We start from the raw sequence: 16,614 nt of genomic DNA, 5'->3' as shown, positions 1-16,614 counted from the left end.
CGATGGCTTCGGCGCCTTCTCCATCAAGGAGCCTGAGATCTCTAGCAGTTGGTCGAAGCCTTCCTGGCCCAGGGACGCGCACTCGTCTGCTGGCGACGCCTGTCACAGCCGGTCCGAGCCCTCGCCCTCCCGCAGTAACCATTCCCGGACCGAAGGAGCACGGTCAAAGAGCTGGCTGACCTGCATGCCTTCTTCGCGTGAGGTCACCTTCGGCAGCGGGCTGAAGTCGTCAGGAAGCACGTCCAGCAGACTCCTCACGCGGTCTCCCGCGCGCAGAGTGATCAACAGTTCGCACCGTAGCTGACGTGGAACGTCAGGGCGGTGGGACAGGCTGTGCCACAAGGCCGGCCACAGGTAGTGGGTGCCGCCGGGCTCCGCATTCGCCTGCACCCAGAACGGGTCCAACCGCCGACTCAGGCCGAGGTCACACGCCCGCTCCTCCAGCCTGAACAGCGAGGCCGAATCAACGGCTTTCAGCTCGCGAGGCAGCAGTTGATCGAAGTCCATCGCCCCATGCTGCCCGACGACACCTCACGACGAGGAGTCGATCCCAAAGTGTCGTTGACGTCATCCGAGGTTGTGGTGATTGCGCCTCCAAAACATCCAGAAGGCCAGGAGCGCCACCGTGAGTATCAGCGCAAAGTTGAGAGCGTCCACGATCATGAGGACGGGGTGCGGCGCGTCCAGCAGACCGGGCACCTTGGCGCCGATCATCTCCACGCCCATGAGCAGGGGAAGCCAAGCGGAGAAGAAGCGCCTGCCCTGATCGGGACTTGCTCCCTTTTGAACCTTGGCCCGGTCCCACCACCAGGCGCCGAGACTCGCGAGGACTAACGCGCACCCCAGCGCCACTACGGACCAGTCCATGAAGCTGAGCATCACATCTCCCTTGGTCAGAAGGGGGATTGTCCTCTTGAGGGTGCCCCCACGCAATGATCCAACCGGGCTGCTGGCGGACGGGTAAAGAGCGCAGCCGAGGCTTGACCAGTAGAGAAAGCTGTAACTCAGTCGGTCGCGCGAGGCTGTCGTGTCCCGCTTGATGCTTGGAGGCCTGGTTTCGACGGGAGTTGGACGCCGTTGCCGGAAGCGCGAAACTCGTCCAGCAACTCGAAGAACAACTCCAGGGCAGGCCTGCCGGCCTGTTCCGCCGCGCGCTCGATCTCCACTGCCCAGCCCAGCGCGCTGGGGAACTGCATGCCCAGTCTGGTCCACAACCAGGCAGCGAACGGTCCCTGGCTCCCGGTGGAGAAGTCGGAGTCTTCATCGATGCCGTGGACACTCAGGGCCGCTTGGTATCCGAACAGCACGGACTCCAGATGCAGAAGCGAGCCCCCGCGCACCCACACGCCCGGACGCAGGCGTATTTGGTCCAAGAAGCCGTACACGTCGGTCAGCTCGCTCAGGTGGGTGGGATTTCGCCTGGCCTGCCCTGGCTCCTCTGTCATGCGGGGCACCTTAGCGACCATTCAGACGGTCGCCGCAGGTGGACCGCTGTCGCAAGGCTTGAAGTCTGTTGTGCATGAGTGAAGTTCGACGCCGCTGCGGTGAGCGAGAGCTTGGCGTCGCCTGCGGACCGGTGACGCGAATCCGCCGGGTGGTGCTGGTTCGTCATCGCGCTCGTCGCATCCCTCGGCGCGAACGTCGCCACCGCCGGGCTCCTCGACCTGGACCAGGTCCCGGCCCGGCTCCGCATCCTCGTCGCGGGCCGGCCCGCGGTCGCCTTCCTGGGCGGCACGCTCCTCGCCCACTCGACTCCAACGCCGCACGAGAAGACCGAGCACGCGGAGGACCAGAAGGACGCGCACGAAGTCGTACCAGAGCTCCCGCGCAACCGGCACCCGAACCGATCCCCACTCCGCCCGCCGTATCCGTCCCGGCCGCTCTGGTCGAGCACGCACGCAAGGTCGCCGCCGAACACCAGACCCGTATCCTCGGGCACTCGCAGATCAGCATCACCATGGATGTGCACACGCACGTCGTGCAGGACACCCGGCGCGAGGCCATGAGCCACATGGATCGGCTGCTCAGGAAACGGCGGCCTGGTCGTGAGCGACCGCCCGCGTTGCTGTCGGAAGCAGATGTCAAGGGCCCCGGACCATGATCGGTCCGGGGCCTTCTCCCTTGTGCCCCCCGGCAGGATTCGAACCTGCGACCCCCGCTTCAGGAGCGAGGTTGGTATGTGCTTGGGTGACCAGCGGCTTCGTCGTCTCTGGCTCATCTGGCGCCGAGTACCGTACCGTCCCGCGGTTCCCCGTGAGACCCCGTCCGTTCTGGCACGAGAGTGGCGCGCTATCCGCGGGGGTCGGGGACTTGCTTCCAGCCGTCGATCGACTTGGTCACGAACAGAACTCGATAGACCTCGCGGGTCCACACAGCGGCGCCCTCCCCGTACTCGGGGAGTTCCTCGAACGCTTCTTCTGCCGAGTCGTAGCTGTACTTCCGACCCTTCGCGTCCTTGATCATCCACTCTCTGCCGGGCAGCCCTGCTAGGTCGTGTTTTTGAAGTCGGTAGCCCTGCGGGGCGGCCGGCCGGGGAAGGTACGTCCGGCTATCCAGATGGTGAGGTCGTGGGCGATGCGGTTGATGCTGCTCGCGGTGGTGACTTCGTGCTCGCGGCGTGAGCTGTCGCGGCGGACGATCTCGTAGCCACCCTCATCCAGTACGGCGACTGAGGCGAACCACACGGGTTCGTCCTCGTCTGGCTGGACGACCACGAAGGTGTTGTCGGTGTCGTTGAGGTCGTCGATCAGCATGAACAGCGCGTCCTCGGACGGGTCATCGATGCGGTCGCCGTTTTCGCTGTCGGCGCCGTAGTACTTAGCCGCCACCGTGCCTCTCTCTCGCTCGCTCTGGCCGTGTCAGCATCGCACGCACGACCGACGGCTCCGGTCGGTCACAACCATTCACCGATCGCGGCGATCAGGACGGCCGCTTCGAAGCGGACGGCGAGTTTGTCGAAGCGGGTGGCCACTGCCCGGTTGCGCTTGAGCCGGTTGATCCCGCACTCGACGGCGTGCCGGGCCTTGTAGTCCTCGCGGTCGAAGACCGGTGGCCGCCCGCCAGCCTTGCCGCGCTGTTTGCGGTGGGCGGACTGGTCGGCGGGTTCGGGGATCGTGCAGCGGATGCCTCGCTTTCGTAGGTAGGCCCGGTTGGCGCGGGAGGAATACGCTTGTCGCCGCGCACCCGCAGTGGCCGGACGCGGGGCCGACCAGGCCCGGTGCGAGGAACGCGGATGCTGTCCAGGACAGCGATGAACTGAGGACTGTCACCGCGCTGACCTGCGGTCACCAAGAACGCCAGTGGCCGTTGGCCCTGTTCACAGGCGAGGTGAATCTTGGTGGTGAATCCACCCCTGGATCGCCCAGTCCATGGTCGTCGGGCTCGCTGCGGATGCCGCCCGGGGGTTCCTTCTGGGCCTGGCTGTTGCGACGGGCGCCTGCGGCGTGTTGATGGACCCGGCAGATCGTGGAGTCGACGTTGACCTCCCAGGTGATCAGCCCCTTCGCATCCGCGCGGGCCTGCAGACTGGTCAACAGCGCAGCCCAGGTGCCGTCTCGCTGCCAGCGTCGGAAGAGTCCGTAGACCGTCTGCCACGGCCCGTACTCCGACGGCAGATCTCGCCACGGCACACCGGTCCGCACCCGCCACCGAATCCCATCGATCAGCCGCCGTCGACCAATTGAGGGCCTGCCCAACACCGCGACCGGCAACAGCGGTTCCAGCACCGCCCACTGCTCGTCCGAAAGATCCCCTCGCCCCACACCGAGATCATCACGGCGTGAGATGAGGGACTGGGCCCACTTTCAAAACACGACCTAGTCCCATGGCCACGACGATCTTTCCTCCCCATTGGTGTGGGCGAGATCGTAGCCGCTGTGGCCGCATCCTTATCAGCTCGATCGCAGGAAGCTATAGACGCCGCTCGACCAGTCCGGCGCTTCGGCCGACGGTCCGCCGAGGCCTGGTGCTGACCGCCATTGTTCGCGCCTGTTGGTGTCAGCCGCTGATGTCAGTCCGCCTTCCCCGATTAGCTGTTAAACGGTCCCGCTTCTCCAGTGACCGGCGCTGCTTCAGCGCAGATGGAGGTCGGATGTCGGTGGCAGGGACTAATGTCCGTGCTCGCCGTCGATGGGAGAGCTGTGAACACGCGCGTGTACTGGTCAGGAGTTCGGGAGCGCGTGATCGCAGTGGAGGAGGCCGAGCGTCGAGCCCGTGGCCGGGGGCCTTCTCGATACCCGATCTTCGAACCCGTCCTGACCCTCGCGGAGATCGCCGAGGTGGAAGCACAGTTCGGTGTCGCGCTCCCCGACGAGTACCGCACATTTCTGGCGGAGGTCGGAGCCGGTGGCCCCGGACCGGCACTTGAGCTCACGTCGTTGCGCCGAATCGACGCGAAGTGGGGATGGGTCTGGGACAACGACGAGGACCATCCCCTTCTGCTGGACCCCAGTGGACCGTTCGTCGAGACGGAAGACTGGGCCGACCAGCAGATAGCAACCCTTCGTGCCGCCGGGTACGAACCCACCACCCGCGACGAAGACGACGACTATCTGGGCGACTACCGCAAGGCCTTCGGCGACGTCGGCGAGGATGTCTGGTTCCTGGAACGAGTGCGGGGTGCAATCCCCATCAGCGACAACGGATGCGGGATGAGTGGCTGGCTCATCGTCGTCGGCCCGTACCGCGGCGAACTCCGCGACCGGGACTGCGCGTACAACCCACCCTTCGAGCCGTACGTCGATGCAAACGGAAACCGTCACACCTTCCATAGCTGGTACATCGAGTGGCTCGAGCAACGCGAGAGGGCAGCTCGATGATCAAGGCCTAGTAGCTCTGCCCCGCCTCACGATGATCGACCTCGCCGACCGCGAACCTCAGCGCCGCTGCCCCTCGGGCGGTGTCTCTTTCGGATCATGCCTAGACAGCGTCGTCCTCTGCCCGCACCCAGGCCAGTTGCGCGTCGCTCAGAGGGGGGTCGAACCCTTCTGGGAACATCAGCATGAGTGGTTGCGGCCACACACTCTCGGGTCCGTGCTCTTGGCAGTCCAGGGCGATGAGATGCGGCCCTTCCCCACAGGACTCGTGCGAGTAGAAGCGTTCATGGGCCTGGCAGAAGTACCCGAACCTTGAGCAGCTGTCCTCGTCGCTCGGCTCGTAGAAGCCTGGATCACGCACGATCTGGGTCACCGGCTCCTGCCGATTGAACCGGGGGATGGGCCGGGGGTCACACCACAGCAGTCGGGGAGGGAGCATGCGCTCATCCTGTACCGAGGCCGTGCCCTTCGGATCACCGGGTGATTGGTCTGGTCATGGCGCTGACCGATGTGCTGTCGTCGCGGATTGAGCCGCTGCTTTCAGACCGGACTCCGCGACCCGGTGATCCGGAAGAGACGGCCTGGCCGACCTTGTGGCACGCGTGTGGCACGGTCGTGATCACAGCAAAGGGCCAGTTCGAGAGGATCAAGCCTCTGAACTGGCCCTTTATCGTGTGCCCCCGGCAGGATTCGAACCTGCGACACCCGCTTTAGGAGAGCGGTGCTCTATCCCCTGAGCTACGAAGGCGTGTGGATCGTGCGATCCGGTAGCTAGCGTAGCGGATCGTGGGTGGGGGCTGGGAAGGTTCCCGTTCGTGCAGGTGGGGTGGGGTCGGTCAGGTGGTGGGGAGGGGGGAGAGGGACGGGCGGGTCAGGTGGAGCATGCGGGTCAGCCAGAGGGTGGCGGGTGCCTGGGGGGACGGGCGGCCGGGGGCCCTCCCGCCGGAGTCGCGCCTTTCGCCGGGCCGGCCCTCGAAGGGTGCCGGGGCGGAGGGGGAGCGGGGCAGAGTCGTCGTTCCGGTGATCATCGACAGCATCAGCGCGGCCGCCGTGCCGACGTCGACGTCCGGGAGCAGTGAGCCGTCGTCCCGGGCCCGGGCCAGGATCGTGTTCAGGGCGCCGAGCCAAGCGGAGTGGCAGTGGAGTGACGGATCGTCCGGGGTCCTGATCTCGTGGGTGAGGCGGATCCCCGCGCGGACGGTCGCGTCGGTCTCCAGCAGGCCTACGAGGGCGTGGGCCATGGCGGTGGCTATCTCGAAGGCCGGGGCCTCCAGCCGGGTCAGGCTCGCGAGCGCGGCACCCGAGGTGGCGCAGGCCTCCGCCTGGACGGCTCGGGCGATGTCGGACTTGGCCGCGAAGTGGAAGAACAGGGCCCCCTTGGTGACCTGCGCGCGGGCGCTGATCGCGGACAGGGTGGCCCGTTCGTAGCCGGACCGGTCGAACACCGCCGAGGCGGCCCGGATCAGGTTGCGCCTGGTTCGCTCGGACCTCTGCTGCCTCACCACGACGAGACCACCCGGACGCTCCTTGTCGTTCGGCTGCCGTTTGTCCTGCCGCCAGCGACGCTAGGAACCCGCTTTTGGATCTGTCAACGGGGCCCCGTCCGTACAGATCATCTTCACGCCACTCCGGCAACTCCGCCGTCTTCAGAGGTGGTTGAAGGGCGGAAGGTGAATGGCGTGCGGTTCAGGTGCGGCGCACCCTGCTGAAGCGGCCCGCGATGTGCAGGTCCGCCTCGATACGGGCCGCCGTCGCGCGGAGTTCGGGCAGTACGTCGTCGACGCACGCCTCCACGGTGCGGCGGCCGGTGTGCATGGCGACGTTCACCGCGGCCACGGTCCGTCCGTCCCGGTCGCGCACCGGAACGGCGAGGCACCGCAGTCCCTGCGCCAACTCTCCCTCGACCAGGGCGTATCCGTCCGTCCGGACCCGGTCCAGTTCGGCCCTGAACCGCTCCGGGGCGATGACGTCCGCCCGGGAATCCGCACCGGCCGTGCCCCCGGCCAGTGCCTCCGCCGCCCGGGTCTCCGGAAGATCGGCCAGGATCGCCCGGCCCACGGCGGTCGCGTACGCGGGGAGCCGGGTGCCCACGGTGACGTGGACGCTCATGGCGCCCCGGGCCGAGACGTGCCCGGTGTACTGGATCTCGTCGCCCGCCGGCACCGCGAAGGACACCGAGTCCTGCAGCCGCTGGGACAGCTCGGTCAGGTACGGGGCTGCGATCTCCGAGAGCGAGGCCCGCGAGAGCGGCGGGAAGCCGAGCCCCAGGACCCGGGGGGTGAGACGGAAGACGCCGTCGTGCGTGGTGACGTAACCGAGGTGTTCCAGCGTGATCAGGGCGCTGTGGGCGCTCGCGCGGGAGAGTCCGGTCGCCCGGGCCACGGCCGCGAGACCCAGTTCGCCCCGCCCCTCGCCGAAGGCCGTGATCACGGTCAGGCCCCGCACCGGCGACTCGACGAACTCCCACCCCGGCTCCATGGACCGCTCCGGGCCGGCCGGGCCCGCCGGGTCCTCCGTCGGCCCCGGCGTCGGGCTCGGCGTCGGGCTCGGGCCCGGTGCGGCCCGTACGTCCAGTACATCCGGTGCCTCCAGCGCCCGTTCCATCGCGGCCACCGCCGTCCGCAGACGCGGCAGCAAGGCGTCGCGCAGACCGGCGGCATCGTGCCGGCTCGTATGGCTGACCACGTTCACCACGCACGCGATACGCCCCGCCTCCCGTACGGGCATCGACAGGGCGACGAGGCCCGGTTCGATCAGCTGGTCGTCCAACGCCCATCCCACGCGGCCCGCTTCCGCCGCGCGCTGCTCGAAGTCGTCTCCCACGGTGGGGCGTTGGGCGGCCGGGAAGGCGGAGTCGTCGGACCCCGTCTCGTACGGCCTGCTCCGCGCGGGTACGGCGGGGAAGCCGCGGTCCTCCGGATCGGCCGTGCGGCGCTCGCGCCAGCGCGCCCACTCCTCCTCGGTCCACTCGGACGCGAACAGGGCTCCCGGCGCGGTGCGTTCGGCGGGGAGGAGGTCGCCGACGCGGAAGCTCAGGGACATGGCGCGGCGCCGGGTCGCCTGGTGGATGAAGCGGACGCCGTCCCGGTCGCGGACCGCGAGGGACACCGACTCGTCGAGGTCGTCGGCGAGGGCGTCGGCCAGCGGGTCCAGGACGCGGGGAAGCCGGAGGGCGGCGAGGTAGGCGTTGCCGAGTTCCATCAGGCGCGGGGCCAGGACGGCGTCCCGGCCGTCGAGGCGTACGTATCCCCCGCGCGCGAGGGCCGCGGTGATCCGGTCCACGGTGGAGCGCGCGAGCCCGGTGGCCCGTTCGAGTCCGCTCGGACTGGCCGCCCCGTCCGCCTCGGTCAGTCTCCGCAGCACGGCGATCCCGTGGATCAACGGCGTGATCGCCTCCTCGGGCACGACGGACCCGGCGGCGGTCGCCGGCCGGACGACCGTGCGGCCTGTGGATGGCAAAGGCCTCGATGACATGGGCTCTCCGATGGGGCTCCCGGAGGAGCCACGGTAGGTCCGGCCCGCCCCCGAAGCAGGACGGCCGCTCGGGAAGGAACACGGGCACGGGCATCGGACTCTTCGTCGGTCCGCCGGGCGCGCCCCCGGCTCGTCCGTCCGAGGTCAGCGGCGCGTCACGTACACCCGATAGTTCCCCGCCGCGTCCGCCGACGCGACCTGGACGGTGATCCCCGCCTTGGCGGCCTTGAAGGTCTCGCCCGGGGAGAAGGGGGCGTCGGAGAGTTCCGCCTGGACGTTGGGGGAGCGGGTGCACCCGCCGCTGTCGGGATGGGAGTCGTACACGGTGATGGGCCCGTTCCCGGTGTCCACGTCCGCGTCGACCTTGTAGACCAGGACGCCGGGACGGCAGACGGCGTCGTCGTTGCCCGCGCGGGTGCGCAGTTCGAGTACGTACCCGCTGCGGGAGCTCACGGGTATGACGACGAGCTTCGACCCGCCCCGCCGGGCCATCGGGGTCAGCGTGTACTCGCCGGTGCCGTGCGCCATCACACAGCTGACCTGGGAGGAGTCGAGCCAGCCGAGCTTCCACTTGTGCCAGCCGAGCAGGTCGTTGTCGGCCCCCCAGTCCTCGCTCATGATGTCCCAGTGGCCGACCGCTCCGCCGCCGTCCTGGGTGTAGAGGTCGGGCAGGCCGAAGGTGTGGCCGTTCTCGTGCGGCAGGACGCGGTAGCCGGTCTCCGCGTACGAGCCCGAGCCGTCGTCCTGGCGGCTGTAGACGAAGGACGCGTTGGCGACGGGGACGCCGTCGGCCACCGGCGCCTCGGTGTTGCCGGCGAAGGTCACGGACAGCACGGTGTCCAGGGCGGAGGGCCCGGCGTTCGGTGTGACCAGCACGTTCAGGATGTCGTACGAGCGGAAGTCGACCTCGGGATCCGCGGTGGCCACGATGTCCTGGACGAGTTCCCGGTACCCGGGGTCGAAGGGCGCGCCGCGCTCTATCCCGTACGCCTTGAACGGCTTGGGCATCCGCAGCCAGTGCCGGACGGGGGCCTCGGGGCGGTAGTCGAGGCGGCCGTAGGACGCGGTGCGGAACCAGTCCTGCGTCTTCGGGAAGAACTCGTCGTAGCGGTCGAGGGCGCTGCCCTTGCCGGGCGCGTCGGAGAAGTCGACCATCAGCGTCAGGGCCCGGAGCGTGCCGGTGGAGCGGGCGTATCCGGGGGCGGTCGGGATTCCCTCGCCCATCTGGACCTGCGACGGGCCGCTGATCATGCAGGGGCCGAGCGCCGTGGAGCGGGCCAGCGCCGCGGAGCCCGCCGTGGCGGAGCCGGCCGTCAGATGTCCGGTGCCGGCGGAGGTGCTGACCGCCAGCGTCAGAACGGTCACCGTGGCCAGCGCGGCCACACGGCGCGGGCGTATGCGGCGGCTGGACGGCTGCATGCAGGGGCCCTTCGCTCCACGGCAGCCACCGGTGTCCGACTGCACCCTTTCGATCACCCTGAGTCGCCGACGCGCCGGGCGCGCGCTGGGTGAGCCCGATCGGGTTCATTCGCGGGAGCGGCGGCGAAGGGGCGCCGCGGGGAGGGAGCGAGGGGTGGGCAGGGGAGGGAGCGAGGGGTGGGCAGGGGAGGGTGGAGGAGAGCAGGGGAGAGCGGCGGAGGGCAGGAATCCGGGGCTGCGGGGGCAGGGGGTGGGGCAGGAATCCGGGGCTCCGTGGGCAGGCGAGAATCCAGGGCTGCGGGGCAAGCGCGGGCAGGAAATCCGGAGCTGCGGGGGCAAGCGCGGAGCCGGAGTAAGGGGCTCCGCGGGCGGAGTCGGTGTCGGAGTCCGGGGCTCCGGGGTGGCTCGTAGTCCCGGAGAAGTTGATGTGATGCAGGTCACACTCATCAGTTCCGGATCAGGGAAATAACCGGGGATCGTTTCCCCGTTTAGCCATACGTCCGAGCGAAACGGGGACCGAATCCCCGGATCGCATGCAGACCCCGAGACACTTCGAGGAGTACACCGTGCAGACCGCGACCCCCGTGCAGCGAGTGACCCGGCCCCGTGCCGACGCCCTGCGCAACCGGGAGCGGATCGTCGCCGCCGCCCGCGAGATGTTCGTCGAGTTCGGCGCCGAGGTGCCGTTCGACGAGATCGCGCGCCGGGCCGGTGTCGGCAACGCCACGGTGTACCGCAACTTCCCCGACCGTGACGCCCTCGCCCGCGAGGTCGTCTGCTCGGTCATGGACCGCACCTCGGAGTGGGTCGAGGCGGCGCTCGCCGCGGACGGCGACGCGTTCGAGGCGCTGAGCGGCTTCGTGCACTTCGCCGCCGACGAGCGGATCGGCGCCCTGTGCCCGATGCTCTCCGAGGGCTTCGACCAGAACCACCCCGACCTGGTCGCCGCGCGCGACCGGATCACCGAACTGATCCAGCGGCTGATGGCCCGCGCCCGCGAGGCCGGACAGCTGCGCCCCGACGTCGAGCTGGGCGACCTCATGATCGCCGTCAGTCAGCTCACCAGGCCGCTGCCGGGCACCGCGTGCCAGGGCATCGACCGCTTCGTACACCGTCATCTCCAGCTGTTCCTGGACGGTATGCGGGCTCCGGCCCGCTCCGAACTGCCGGGAGTGGCCGCCGACCTGGAGGGACTGCGACGAGTGTGACCGACCCGCCCGGAGCCGTGACCGATCGGCCGACGGCCGATGAGTCCGGCGCGGGAGATCCGTCAGAACTCATGACCCTTGCTCATATCGACAACTTCACGCAGCCCGTGCGGCCCGCACGGCTCACCCACCACAGACCACTCACCCAGCACATGCGACGCACGCGGCTCATGTAACCGGGTGTGAGGCGCCCTCGTCCCGGGGACGAGCCGCGCCGAAGCCGTCTCCCGGCCGTCACCGTCGACGAGCCGTCCCCTTTCCTTTCCTTTTTTCGTCACGAAGTCCCGGAGTGGGTACCCCCATGTCTGAAACAGGCACGTCCACAGCAGTGCAGGACCCGGTGTCCGACGCACACAGCAACCGCTGGAAGGCACTCGCCTTCATTGCGCTGGCCCAGCTGATGGTGGTGCTCGACGCCACCATCGTGAACATCGCGCTGCCCTCCGCCCAGCACGACCTCGGCATCTCGGACGGCAACCGGCAGTGGGTCGTCACGGCCTACGCCCTCGCCTTCGGCGGTCTGCTCCTCTTCGGCGGCCGTATCGCCGACCTGTGGGGCCGCAAGCGCGCCTTCGTCGTGGGCCTCGTCGGCTTCGCGCTGGCCTCCGCCCTCGGCGGAGCGGCGCAGAGCGGCGCGATGATGTTCGGCGCCCGCGCCCTTCAGGGTGTGTTCGGCGCTCTGCTGGCGCCCGCCGCGCTCTCGCTGCTCGCGGTGATGTTCACCGACGCCAAGGAGCGCGCCAAGGCCTTCGGCATCTACGGCGCGATCGCCGGTGGCGGTGGCGCGATCGGCTTCATCCTCGGCGGTGTCCTCACCGAGTACCTGAACTGGCGCTGGACCTTCTTCGTCAACATCCCGTTCGCGATCATCGCCGCCGCGGGCGCGTACTTCGTCATCCGTGAGCCCGAGGGCGGCCGCAACCGCTCGCCGCTCGACATCCCCGGCGTGGTCCTGTCCACCCTCGGTCTGGTCTCCCTCGTCTACGGCTTCACCCACGCCGCGACCAACGGCTGGAGCGACTCCCTGACGATCGGCCTGTTCGTCGCCTCGGCGGTGCTGCTGGCCGCGTTCGTCCTCACCGAGTCCAAGGTCAAGGCCCCGCTGCTGCCCCTGCGTGTCGTCACGGAACGCAACCGCGGTGGCGTCTACCTCTCCCTCGGTCTCGCGATCATCGCGATGTTCGGCACGTTCCTCTTCCTCACGTACTACCTCCAGATCGTGAAGGGCTACTCGCCGATCTCGACCGGCTTCGCCTTCCTGCCGATGGTCGCGGGCATGATCACGGGCTCCACGCAGATCGGTGCCCGTCTGATGACCCGGGTCGCGCCGCGGCTGCTGATGGGTCCCGGCTTCCTGGTCGCCGCGCTCGGCATGCTGCTTCTGGCGCAGCTGGAGATCGGTTCGTCGTACGCCACCCTGGTGCTGCCGGCGATGGTGCTGCTCGGTCTCGGCATGGGTACGGCGTTCATGCCCGCCATGTCGCTGGCCACGTACGGCATCGAGCCGCGTGACGCCGGTGTCGCCTCGGCGATGGTCAACACCTCGCAGCAGGTCGGCGGTGCGATCGGTACGGCCCTGCTGAACACGATCGCGGCCTCCGCGACCACCGCGTACATCAAGGACCACATCGCGGGCGCCGGAACCAAGGCGCAGCAGCAGCTGGTCCAGGCGGAGGGCATGGTGCACGGCTACAGCAACGCGATCTGGTTCGCGGTCGGCATGCTCGTGGCCGCCGCGGCGATCGCCTTCACCCTCATCAACGCCGGCCGTCCGGAGACCTCCGCGGTCGTCGGCTCGGGTACCGGCGAGGGCGCGGAGGACGAGCTGAAGGTGCCGGTCATCGCGCACTGACCCGACGGCCGCCCCGTACTCCGGTACTCCGCGGCCGCCCCGTACGACGCACTCCGGTACTCCCGTACTCCGGTACTTCGCAGCCCGTACCTCGTACTCCGGTACTCCGGTACACCGCAGCCCGTACGACGGTGCTTCGCGTACGGACGGGGAAGGGGACGCCTCGTCCGTACGATCCCCGGGACCGCCCCGGCTCCACGCATCACGGAGCCGGGGCGGTCCCGCGTCGTCCTCCGCGCGGGCGGGACGCGGCCGTCAGCGCAGCCAGGGCAGATCCGCCCCCGCGTCCTTCGGCTGGAGCCCCTCGGCGATGATCCGCATGGCCTCGCCGAACGCCTTCCGCTGGTCCGGGCCGAGCCGGTCGAACAGGGCCTGGCGTACGGCGGCGACATGGCCCGGAGCTGTGCGCCGCAGCACTTCGTAGCCCTCGTCGGTCAGGACGGCGAACTGGCCCCGCTTGTCGGACGGGCAGTCCTCACGGCGTACCCAGCCGTTCTTCTCCAGCCGTGCGACGGCGTGCGAGAGCCGCGAGCGGGTGATCTTCGCGTTCATGGCCAGCTCCGTCATCCGCAGCCGGCGGCCCGGCGCCTCCCCGAGCTGCACGAGCAGGCCGTAGTAGATGTGCGGCATGCCCGCGTCACGCTGGAGCTGGCGGTCGAGGTGGTCCTCCAGGAGGGTCGTGGCGTGCATGTACGCGCGCCAGATGCGCTGTTCCTCGTCGGTGAGCCAGCGCGGCTCTTCAGCGGGAGCGGGTGCCTTGTCCATGTACTCCACTGTACGAGCCTCTCCTTGAAACTTAAACAAACCAGCCGTAGTCTCGGATGAGAACTTGAGACTTTAAGCAGCTGCCCAAACTGCTTCAAAGATCAAGCACTGCCGCCGTACGATGGAACTCTCTGGAGGGAGCAGCCATGTCCGCCGCCACCGAGGAACGCCCCGCACCGGAGCGCATGCCCGCCCTCTATCTCAGTCATGGTGCCCCGCCGCTCGCCGACGACCCGGTCTGGCCCGGCCAGCTCGCCGCCTGGTCCGCGGGCCTGCCTCGCCCCAAGGCGATCCTCATGGTCTCGGCCCACTGGGAGGAGGCCCCGCTCGCCCTCGGCGCGATCGAGACGGTCCCCCTGGTGTACGACTTCTGGGGCTTCCCCGAGCACTACTACCAGGTGACCTACGCGGCCCCCGGTGCCCCCGAACTCGCCGCGTCCGTACGCAAGCTGCTGCGCTCGCCCGGCACGCCGGTGCAGGACATCCCGGACCGCGGACTCGACCACGGCGCGTACGTCCCCCTCAAGGAGATGTTCCCCGAGGCCGACATCCCGGTGCTCCAGATCTCCATGCCGACGCTCGACCCGGTCCGGCTGTTCGAGATCGGACGGAAGCTGGCGCCGCTGCGCGACGAGGGCGTGCTGATCGTCGGCTCCGGGTTCTTCACGCACAATCTCGCGGCCCTGCGCCACACCGGCGGGGGAGTCCCCGCCTGGTCGAGCGAGTTCGACGACTGGGGGCACCGCGCGCTGGAGGCCGGTGACGTCGACGCGCTGCTCGACTTCGAGCGCAAGTCCCCGGCGGGCCGGCTCGCCCACCCGCGCACCGAGCACTTCGCCCCGCTCTTCGTGACCATGGGCGCGGCGGACGCCGTCGGCGGGCTCGACGCCCAGCGGTCCGTGATCGACGGATTCTGGCTGGGGATGGCGAAGCGGTCGGTGCAGTTCGGCTGAGCCGCCGGGTGAGCGGGTCCTGGATCGGCCGGGTGGCCGGGTTCGGGTTCGGCTGAGTGGCTTGTGCGGTCGGGGCCGGGCCGGTGTGCGGTTCGGCCGGTGGAAGCCCCCGTGTCCGGGAAAGTGCTGGACACGGGGGCGCGGCGTACCTCGGAATCGCCTGTGAATCCGTGTCCGTGGCAACCTTCGGGCCGCCCGGTCCGTCTTCAGGTGTGGGGAAGCAGCCGCGGACGACGGTGTTCCGGCGTGAAGGCGATGGTGTCGAACGTGATGGGCGTCTCACGTACGTAGAGGTCGTACGGGTCCGTGAGCGCGTCGGGGGCGGTGGCCGCTCCCGGCCTGACCTGCATATCTGTACGTTCTGACCGGATTGGCCCTGCTGTGTGGTGCGACAGGGTACTGCATGATCAGAAAAATCCAGGTGCGGGTTGGGAATTCTGTCCTGATTCCAGTCGTTGTTTCCATCAGATGCCGGGCACCCGGGAGGGTGAAACCGGATGTCCAGGACCACCCGCAAGCCCACCACGCAAGGGAGCACGCATGGCAACCCGTGCCGTCGCCCGTCGTCAGTCCGCCACCGGCGGGACCGCCGACGCGGCACGCAGTGTTCGCGCCGGAGGCGGCGAAATCGCCGATCGCGACCTGGTCGGCATGTACCTCGACGAGATCGCGCGAACACCGCTGCTCGACGCCGCCAAGGAAGTCGAGTTGTCCCAGGTCATCGAGGCGGGTGTGTTCGCGCGGCAGATCCTCGACGGTGAGGCGGAGGCCAAGGCGGACGCGTCCCGTGAGGAACTGGAGGCGCTGGTCGCCGACAGCGAGCGCGCCAAGGACGTCTTCATCCGCTCCAACCTGCGGCTGGTCGTGGCCGTGGCGCGCCGGTATCCGCGCAGCGGCCTGCCCCTGCTCGACCTGATCCAGGAGGGCAACGCCGGACTGGTGCGCGCGGTCGAGAAGTTCGACTACCGCAAGGGCTTCAAGTTCTCGACGTACGCCACCTGGTGGATCCGCCAGGCCATCACCCGTTCCATAGCCGACCAGTCCCGCACGATCCGTCTCCCCGTCCATCTGGTCGAGGAACTGGGCCGGATCCGCCGTGTGCAGCGCGAGTTCAACCGTGAGAACGGGCGCGAGCCCGAGCACGCGGAGATAGCCGCCGAGCTCGGCACGACACCCGAGCGGGTGGGCGACGTACTGGACTGGGCGCGCGACCCGGTCTCGCTGAACATGGCCGTGGACGACGAGGGCGAGACCCAGTTCGGCGACCTGCTCGAGGACACCTCGGCTGTCTCGCCCGAGCAGTCGGTCCTCACGCTGCTGCGCAGCGAGGAGCTGGACGACCTGATCGGCCACCTCGACCAGCGCACCGCGTCCATCATCAAGATGCGGTACGGCATCGAGGACGGCCGGGAGCGGACGCTCACGGAGGTCGGCAAGGAGCACGGGCTCACTCGCGAGCGCATCCGTCAGATCGAGAAGCACGCCCTGCTGGAACTGAAGAAGCTGGCGCGCGACACCGGATTCGACGCGGCGGCGTAGCGGGTACGGGGGCCGGCTGAGGAGCGCTCCGAGCGCGCTCCGACGCTCCCGGGGTGGGTCGAGTGGGCGGGGTGAGTGGGCCGTACGGGTGCATTCGCCGCGCGGGCACGGAACCCGCCCCGCCCAGTCCGCACACGGGCGGTCGTGGCACGTTGGCCACAAGTCGACCAGACATGGCCACGTAAGGCCGCTTCAATGGGGCGACCCCTGGGAACAAGACTTCAGGGTCCACGCTTCGGGCCCCGTCCGAGCGGCGGACAGCGAACGGAAGCACCGACCGCAAGCATCGACCGGCACCACCGAGCGGAACCACCGAGCAGACGTACCTGACGGCAGCGGACCGCTCCCAAGAACCGAGTCCCGACGCACACCCCCCCCGCGCCGGGACTCTCCCAGAGTCGAGCTTCGGCGCCTCCCCCCCCCGGCGCCGGAGCTCGACTCCCTTGCGTTGCGGGGCACCCGGCGGAGGTACGTGCGTTCCGGCGCGGTCGGACGGACGGGCGTTCCGGGGCGCGCGGAGGTGCGGCGGGCGTGCGGCGGGCGCGTGGCGGAGGCGCGGCGGACGCGGGGCAGAGGTGCGGTGGACGCGG

The 16,614-nt window shown here is 69.2% G+C and carries 15 protein-coding genes, 1 tRNA gene and 2 pseudogenes; 6 read left to right on the top strand and 12 right to left on the bottom strand.

Features of this window, described 5'->3' with window-relative positions:
- Positions 1 to 102: 102 nt before the first annotated feature.
- The 3 genes from ACFWI4_RS28795 to ACFWI4_RS28785 all read right to left on the bottom strand — a co-directional run bounded on the left by ACFWI4_RS28795 (position 103) and on the right by ACFWI4_RS28785 (position 1,445).
- Positions 103 to 507 carry a hypothetical protein gene (locus ACFWI4_RS28795; RefSeq protein ID WP_387201850.1) on the bottom strand — a complete coding sequence of 135 codons (405 nt, stop codon included), beginning with the start codon at positions 505 to 507 and terminating at the stop codon, positions 103 to 105.
- A 60-nt stretch (positions 508 to 567) separates the two neighbouring features.
- Entirely contained in the window at positions 568 to 879 is a 312-nt protein-coding gene (locus ACFWI4_RS28790; RefSeq protein WP_387201847.1) for a hypothetical protein, read from the bottom strand.
- A gap of 125 nt (positions 880 to 1,004) precedes the next feature.
- Complete coding sequence (locus ACFWI4_RS28785) at positions 1,005 to 1,445, bottom strand: hypothetical protein (protein WP_387201844.1); 441 nt, start codon at positions 1,443 to 1,445, stop codon at positions 1,005 to 1,007.
- Positions 1,446 to 1,554: 109 nt separating this feature from the next.
- Here ACFWI4_RS28785 and ACFWI4_RS28780 point away from each other — a divergent pair.
- Positions 1,555 to 1,927: pseudogene (locus tag ACFWI4_RS28780) on the top strand (DUF2637 domain-containing protein); the annotation flags it as partial.
- Positions 1,928 to 2,289: 362 nt separating this feature from the next.
- Here the strand turns inward: ACFWI4_RS28780 and ACFWI4_RS28775 are convergent.
- The 3 genes and pseudogenes from ACFWI4_RS28775 to ACFWI4_RS28765 all read right to left on the bottom strand — a co-directional run bounded on the left by ACFWI4_RS28775 (position 2,290) and on the right by ACFWI4_RS28765 (position 3,761).
- On the bottom strand, positions 2,290 to 2,463 hold the full coding sequence (locus ACFWI4_RS28775; protein ID WP_387201841.1) for a hypothetical protein: 174 nt from the start codon (positions 2,461 to 2,463) through the stop codon (positions 2,290 to 2,292).
- Between the two features lie 23 nt (positions 2,464 to 2,486).
- Positions 2,487 to 2,828: a hypothetical protein gene (locus ACFWI4_RS28770; RefSeq protein WP_387201839.1), complete on the bottom strand. Its 342-nt coding sequence runs from the start codon at positions 2,826 to 2,828 to the stop codon at positions 2,487 to 2,489.
- Between the two features lie 65 nt (positions 2,829 to 2,893).
- A pseudogene (locus tag ACFWI4_RS28765) lies at positions 2,894 to 3,761 on the bottom strand (IS5 family transposase).
- A 354-nt stretch (positions 3,762 to 4,115) separates the two neighbouring features.
- On the opposite strand from ACFWI4_RS28765, the gene ACFWI4_RS28760 reads away from it, so the two are divergent.
- Positions 4,116 to 4,817: an SMI1/KNR4 family protein gene (locus ACFWI4_RS28760; RefSeq protein ID WP_387201836.1), complete on the top strand. Its 702-nt coding sequence runs from the start codon at positions 4,116 to 4,118 to the stop codon at positions 4,815 to 4,817.
- A gap of 672 nt (positions 4,818 to 5,489) precedes the next feature.
- On the opposite strand, the gene ACFWI4_RS28755 is transcribed toward ACFWI4_RS28760, so the two are convergent.
- The 4 genes from ACFWI4_RS28755 to ACFWI4_RS28740 form a co-directional block, all read right to left on the bottom strand.
- Positions 5,490 to 5,562 (bottom strand) — tRNA-Arg (locus ACFWI4_RS28755).
- An 88-nt stretch (positions 5,563 to 5,650) separates the two neighbouring features.
- A complete protein-coding gene (locus ACFWI4_RS28750) occupies positions 5,651 to 6,319 on the bottom strand; it encodes a ScbR family autoregulator-binding transcription factor (RefSeq protein WP_387201833.1) in 669 nt (222 codons plus the stop codon).
- A 181-nt stretch (positions 6,320 to 6,500) separates the two neighbouring features.
- On the bottom strand, positions 6,501 to 8,288 hold the full coding sequence (locus ACFWI4_RS28745; protein ID WP_387201830.1) for an IclR family transcriptional regulator C-terminal domain-containing protein: 1,788 nt from the start codon (positions 8,286 to 8,288) through the stop codon (positions 6,501 to 6,503).
- A gap of 144 nt (positions 8,289 to 8,432) precedes the next feature.
- The gene (locus tag ACFWI4_RS28740) at positions 8,433 to 9,707 is read right to left on the bottom strand and encodes a M6 family metalloprotease domain-containing protein (protein ID WP_387201827.1); all 1,275 of its coding nucleotides are present in this window, start codon (positions 9,705 to 9,707) and stop codon (positions 8,433 to 8,435) included.
- Between the two features lie 566 nt (positions 9,708 to 10,273).
- On the opposite strand from ACFWI4_RS28740, the gene ACFWI4_RS28735 reads away from it, so the two are divergent.
- Together ACFWI4_RS28735 and ACFWI4_RS28730 are read left to right on the top strand one after the other, a co-directional pair.
- Positions 10,274 to 10,915, top strand: coding sequence for a TetR/AcrR family transcriptional regulator (locus tag ACFWI4_RS28735; protein WP_385395432.1), 642 nt, complete (start codon positions 10,274 to 10,276; stop codon positions 10,913 to 10,915).
- Positions 10,916 to 11,216: 301 nt separating this feature from the next.
- Entirely contained in the window at positions 11,217 to 12,767 is a 1,551-nt protein-coding gene (locus ACFWI4_RS28730) for an MFS transporter (RefSeq protein ID WP_385395435.1), read from the top strand.
- 255 nt (positions 12,768 to 13,022) lie between these two features.
- Here the strand turns inward: ACFWI4_RS28730 and ACFWI4_RS28725 are convergent, their stop codons facing one another.
- A complete protein-coding gene (locus ACFWI4_RS28725; protein WP_387201823.1) occupies positions 13,023 to 13,532 on the bottom strand; it encodes a MarR family winged helix-turn-helix transcriptional regulator in 510 nt (169 codons plus the stop codon).
- A gap of 146 nt (positions 13,533 to 13,678) precedes the next feature.
- Here ACFWI4_RS28725 and ACFWI4_RS28720 point away from each other — a divergent pair, with 146 nt between their 5' ends.
- Positions 13,679 to 14,485: a dioxygenase gene (locus ACFWI4_RS28720; RefSeq protein ID WP_387201819.1), complete on the top strand. Its 807-nt coding sequence runs from the start codon at positions 13,679 to 13,681 to the stop codon at positions 14,483 to 14,485.
- Between the two features lie 206 nt (positions 14,486 to 14,691).
- Here ACFWI4_RS28720 and ACFWI4_RS28715 read toward each other — a convergent pair whose 3' ends face one another.
- The gene (locus tag ACFWI4_RS28715) at positions 14,692 to 14,835 is read right to left on the bottom strand and encodes a hypothetical protein (RefSeq protein WP_387201816.1); all 144 of its coding nucleotides are present in this window, start codon (positions 14,833 to 14,835) and stop codon (positions 14,692 to 14,694) included.
- A 190-nt stretch (positions 14,836 to 15,025) separates the two neighbouring features.
- Here ACFWI4_RS28715 and ACFWI4_RS28710 point away from each other — a divergent pair, with 190 nt between their 5' ends.
- Positions 15,026 to 16,024: an RNA polymerase sigma factor RpoD/SigA gene (locus ACFWI4_RS28710; protein ID WP_385395446.1), complete on the top strand. Its 999-nt coding sequence runs from the start codon at positions 15,026 to 15,028 to the stop codon at positions 16,022 to 16,024.
- Positions 16,025 to 16,614: the final 590 nt, after the last annotated feature.

Source organism: Streptomyces sp. NPDC127038 (assembly GCF_042725875.1).
Lineage (GTDB): Bacteria > Actinomycetota > Actinomycetes > Streptomycetales > Streptomycetaceae > Streptomyces.
The sequence above is the reverse complement of the archived record's forward strand: the minus strand, read 5'-3'. Positions and strand labels throughout refer to the sequence as shown.